The sequence below is a fragment of the Pseudonocardia lutea genome (assembly GCF_042658055.1).
In the GTDB taxonomy this organism is placed as follows: Bacteria; Actinomycetota; Actinomycetes; order Mycobacteriales; family Pseudonocardiaceae; genus Pseudonocardia; species Pseudonocardia lutea.
The window spans coordinates 1-4,428 of sequence record NZ_JBHSQK010000072.1 but is presented as its reverse complement, the minus strand read 5'-3'; the positions used below and the strand labels follow the sequence as shown (position 1 = coordinate 4,428).

At 73.2% G+C, this 4,428-nt stretch carries 5 protein-coding genes; all 5 read left to right on the top strand.

Translation table 11 applies throughout. The features are described from left to right. Positions 1-973: signal recognition particle-docking protein FtsY (ftsY, locus tag ACFQH9_RS24705; RefSeq protein ID WP_379569458.1), on the top strand; the 973-nt coding region annotated here is incomplete at its 5' end. Between the two features lie 286 nt (positions 974-1,259). Beyond that, complete coding sequence (locus tag ACFQH9_RS24700) at positions 1,260-2,618, top strand: ammonium transporter (RefSeq protein WP_379569460.1); 1,359 nt, start codon at positions 1,260-1,262, stop codon at positions 2,616-2,618. A gap of 3 nt (positions 2,619-2,621) precedes the next feature. Further along, complete coding sequence (locus tag ACFQH9_RS24695; protein WP_379569456.1) at positions 2,622-2,960, top strand: P-II family nitrogen regulator; 339 nt, start codon at positions 2,622-2,624, stop codon at positions 2,958-2,960. Positions 2,961-3,127: 167 nt separating this feature from the next. Beyond that, positions 3,128-3,466, top strand: a complete 339-nt coding sequence (locus ACFQH9_RS24690) for a P-II family nitrogen regulator (protein WP_379569454.1) — start codon at positions 3,128-3,130, stop codon at positions 3,464-3,466. 73 nt (positions 3,467-3,539) lie between these two features. After that, positions 3,540-4,428: [protein-PII] uridylyltransferase family protein (locus ACFQH9_RS24685; RefSeq protein ID WP_465269541.1), on the top strand; the 889-nt coding region annotated here is incomplete at its 3' end.

Here is a 4,428-nt window from a genome sequence, read left to right as displayed (position 1 = left end):
GCCGCCGGCCGAGACCGCCCCCGCCGCGCCGCCCGCCCCCACCGAGGAGATCGCCCCGGCGGAGGGCCGGCTCGAGCGGCTGCGCGGCAACCTCTCGCGCTCCCGGTCGGCGTTCGGGCAGAGCCTGCTCGGCCTGCTCGGCGGCGGCGAGCTCGACGAGGAGTCGTGGGAGGACGTCGAGGCCACCCTCCTGCAGGCCGACCTCGGCCCGGAGATGACCGCCGAGCTCGTCGAGACGCTGCGCACCGAGCTGGCCCGCCGCGCCGTCCGCACCCCGGACCAGGCCCGCCAGCTGCTGCGCGAGGTCCTGATCGAGGCCCTCGAGAGCGACCTGAACCGCTCGATCCGCGCGCTGCCGCACGACGGCCGGCCGGGCGTCCTGCTCGTCGTCGGCGTCAACGGCACGGGCAAGACGACCACCACGGGCAAGCTGGCGCGGGTGCTCGTCGCGAGCGGCAGGCACGTCGTGCTGGGTGCGGCCGACACCTTCCGGGCCGCCGCCGCCGAGCAGCTCACGACGTGGGGAGAGCGGGCCGGCGCCGCCGTCGTCCGCGGTCCCGAGGGGGCCGACCCGGCCGCCGTCGCGTTCGACGCCGTCAAGCGCGGCACCGCCGACGGGGCCGACGCCGTCATCCTCGACACCGCCGGGCGGCTGCACACCAAGACCGGCCTGATGGACGAGCTGGGCAAGGTCAAGCGCGTCGTGGAGCGGCAGGCCGAGGTCGACGAGGTGATCCTGGTCCTCGACGCCACGACCGGTCAGAACGGGCTGATCCAGGCCCGCGTGTTCGGCGAGGTCGTGAAGGTCACCGGCATCGCGCTGACCAAGCTGGACGGCACGGCGAAGGGCGGCATCGTCTTCCGCGTGCAGCGCGAGCTCGGCGTGCCGGTCAAGCTCGTCGGCCTCGGCGAGGGCCCGGACGACCTCGCCCCCTTCGAGCCGAAGGCCTTCGTCGACGCCCTCCTGGGCTGAGGGCCCTCCCCGCCGCGGGCGCCGGGATGATCACCAGTGGTGATCTTCCCGGCGCGCAGGGTGCGGAACGGTCACGGTTCCCGTCACGCTGCGCGCACGGATCGCGACGGTCGGGACAGGAAACGTGGATGTAACCCACGAGGGAGCTGGGTTCATCCCCCGGAAACACAGTGCGATCTCCCCGGAAACATCCCGCTCCGATTATTCCGGCACCTGCCGCACGAGGGTGCGGACACGAACGGGAGGGAGATCCGTGGACGCGTTCAGTAGCGGCGACACCGCGTGGATGCTCGCCAGCACCGCGCTGGTGCTGTTCATGACGCCGGGGCTCGCGTTCTTCTACGGCGGCATGGTCCGTAGCAAGAGCGTGCTCAACATGATGATGATGAGCCTGTCCTCGATGGGGCTCGTCGGCGTCCTGTGGGTGCTCTACGGCTACTCGATGGCCTTCGGCGACGACGTCGCCGGCGGCCTGCTCGGCAGCCCGACCGAGCACTGGGGCCTGAAGGGGCTGTTCGTCGGCAACTACGTCGCCACCGACGCGGCGCCCGACGTGAGCTTCCCGCTCGTCGGCTCGATCCCGGCGCTCGTGTTCGTCGGCTTCCAGGCCACCTTCGCGATCATCACCGTCGCCCTGATCTCGGGTGCGGTGGCCGACCGCATGAAGTTCGGTGCCTGGCTGCTCTTCGCCGGCATCTGGGCGACCGTCGTGTACTTCCCGGTCGCGCACTGGGTGTTCGCCTTCGACGGCGTCACCGCCGAGACCGGTGGCTGGATCGCCAACCAGCTCAAGGCGATCGACTTCGCCGGCGGTACCGCGGTCCACATCAACGCCGGTGTCGCCGCCCTCGCCCTGGCGATCGTCGTCGGCAAGCGCCGCGGCTGGCCGCGCGAGCCCATGCGCCCGCACAACCTGACCCTGGTCATGCTCGGCGCCGGCATCCTGTGGTTCGGCTGGTTCGGCTTCAACGCCGGCTCGGCCGTCGGCGCCTCGGGCCTCGCCGGCTACGCGATGGTCAACACGATCGTCGCCACCTGCGCCGCGATGCTCGCCTGGCTGCTCGTGGAGCGGATCCGGGACGGCAAGGCCACCAGCCTCGGTGCCGCCTCCGGTGTCGTCGCCGGTCTGGTCGCGATCACCCCGGCCTGTTCCTCGGTCTCGCCGATGGGCGCGATCGCGGTCGGTGCCATCGCCTCGGCGCTGTGCGCCCTGGCCGTGGGCCTCAAGTTCCGCTTCGGCTACGACGACTCGCTCGACGTCGTCGGCGTCCACCTCGTCGGTGGTCTCGCCGGCACCGTGCTCATCGGCTTCTTCGCCGACCCGGGCTCGGGCGCCGGGGTCGCCGGCCTGTTCTACGGCGGCGGTGTGGACCAGCTCTGGCGCCAGATCGTCGGCGCGGCCGCGGTGCTCCTCTACTCGGGCATCCTGACCTTCGTCATCGCGCTGATCGTCAAGGCGGTCTTCGGCGGCAGGATCCGGATCAGCCCGGAGGACGAGGCGACCGGCATCGACGAGAGCGAGCACGCCGAGACCAGCTACGACTTCTCCAGCCACCGCGGCCTGGCCGGGACCGCGGGCACCCCCCGCCCCGACGCCGCCACCCCGCAGGCGGCCGCGCACGTCGCCGCCGGCAAGGAGAGCTGAGCCATGAAGCTGATCACCGCCATCGTGAAGCCGTTCGTCCTGGAGGACGTCAAGGGTGCCCTCGAGCAGATCGGGGTCCTCGGGATGACCGTCTCCGAGGTCCAGGGCTACGGCCGGCAGAAGGGCCACACCGAGGTCTACCGGGGTGCGGAGTACTCCGTGGACTTCGTGCCGAAGGTCCGGGTGGAGGTCGTCGCGGACGACGCCCTCGCGGACAAGGTGGTCGACGCGGTCGTCGAGGCCGCCCGGACCGGCAAGATCGGCGACGGCAAGGTCTGGGTCTCCCCGGTCGAGACCGTCGTCCGGGTCCGCACCGGCGAGCGCGGGACCGACGCCGTCTGACGGAGCCCCTCGACGGCACTCGCCCGAGCGGCCGAGGCCCGTCGTGCCGGTCGGCACGGCGGGCCTCCGGCGTCTCACCGGGGAGGGCGTTTCCTCCCGTTCGCCCGGAACCCGGGACGGGCGGGTGCCGTCGGTCCGACCGACCCACCACCGATCGGAGAACCGTGATGATGCTCGTGACCGCGATCGTCAAACCCTTCGCGCTCGACGACGTCCGGGCCGGCCTGGAGCGGCTGGACGTGGCGGGGATGACCGTCAGCGAGGTGACCGGCTACGGCCGCCAGCGGGGGCACACCGAGGTCTACCGCGGCGCGGACTACCGGAGGGACTTCGTGCCGAAGGTGCGGATCGACGTCGTCGTGGACGACTCGGTGGTCGACAAGACCGTCGACGCGGTCGTGCAGGCCTCCCGCACCGGGAAGATCGGCGACGGGAAGGTGTGGGTCGTGCCGCTGGGGACGGTGGTGCGGGTCCGGACCGGGGAACGGGGCCCGGACGCGCTGTGAGGCCCGTGGCGGTGGCGATTCTGTCGGGGTGGAGCGGTGCCGGCCGGGGGCCGGCGGACGTGGGGGCGGGTCGGTGACCGCAGTGGGATCAGGGCCGGGATCAGGGCCGGGATCGGGACCGGCAGGATCGGCGCCCGGATCCGGGGCGGAGGCGGCCTCCGGGACGGCCGAGGACCTCGTCCGCGCCAAGGCCGTACTGCTGGACCGGCAGGGCGGACGGCGGCGGCTCGCCCCCGACGCCCTGCGGACCGCGCTGGTCGACCTGCACGACTTCTGGTTGTCCTCGCGCTGCGCCGCGATCGGCGTCACGGACCGTGCGGCGCTGGTCGCGGTGGGAGCGCTGGGGCGCCGCGAGCTGGCCCCCTACTCCGACCTCGACCTGGTGCTGCTGCACGACGGGCGCAAGGACGTCGACCGGCTCGCCGAGCAGCTCTGGTACCCGCTGTGGGACGCCGGCATCGGGCTGGACCACTCGGTGCGCACCCCCGGCCAGGCCGTCCAGGTCGCCGCCACCGACCTGCGGGCCGCGTACGGGCTGCTCGAGCTGCGGCACATCGCCGGCGACCCGGCCCTGTCGGAGAAGGTCAAGCAGGCCGTCCGACAGGCGTGGCGGGCGGGCGTGCGCAACCGCTTCGACGAGATCGCCGACTCCGCGCGGCAGCGCTGGGCCAAGGTCGGCGACGTCGCGCACCGCATCGAGCCGGACCTCAAGTCCGGGCACGGCGGGCTGCGGGACGTGCAGCTCCTGGACCATCTCGCCGCCGCGCAGCTGGTCGACCGGCCCTCCGGCGAGGTCGTCGAGGCCCGGATGCTGCTGCTCGACGTGCGCACCGAGCTGCACCGGATCGCCGGCCGCGCACGGGACGTGCTGCGCGCCCAGGACGCCGACGAGATCGCGGCCTCGCTCGAGCTCGGCGACCGCCTCGACCTGGCCCGGGCGATCTCCGGGGCGGCCCGCGCCG